1 pseudogene is annotated in these 592 nt (G+C 69.6%); it reads left to right on the top strand.

The annotated features are described in order from the left end of the window. Positions 1-592: pseudogene (locus ACYVF4_RS13530) on the top strand (transketolase); the annotation flags it as partial.

Consider the following 592-nt stretch of genomic DNA (forward strand, 5'->3'; position numbering starts at 1 on the left):
ACCCCGAGTACGGCCACACCGAGGGTGTGGAGATCACCACCGGCCCGCTGGGGCAGGGGCTGGCCTCGGCGGTCGGGTTCGCGTACGCGGCCCGGTACGAGCGGGGGCTGTTCGACCCCGAGGCGGCTGCCGGCGAGTCGCCGTTCGACCACCACGTGTTCGTCGTCGCCGGGGACGGGGACCTGCAGGAGGGTGTCACGTCGGAGGCGTCGAGCCTGGCGGGGCATCAGCGGTTGGGGAACCTGATCGCGATCTACGACTCCAACCAGATCTCGATCGAGGACGACACCAACGTCGCGTTCTCCGAGGACGTCGCCAAGCGGTACGAGGCGTACGGCTGGGATGTGCGGGTGGTGGACTGGAAGAAGCCCGACGGGTACACCGAGGATGTCGCGGAGCTGTACGCGGCGATCCAGGCGGCCAAGGCCGAGACCGAGAAGCCGTCGCTGATCATCCTGCGCACCATCATCGGGTGGCCCGCGCCCGGCAAGCAGAACACCGGGAAGATCCACGGGTCGGCGCTGGGGGCGGAGGAGCTCGCGGCGACGAAGAAGGTCCTCGGGTTCGACCCGGACGCGTCGTTCGTGGTCGC

This window comes from Microbacterium aureliae (genome assembly GCF_054780155.1).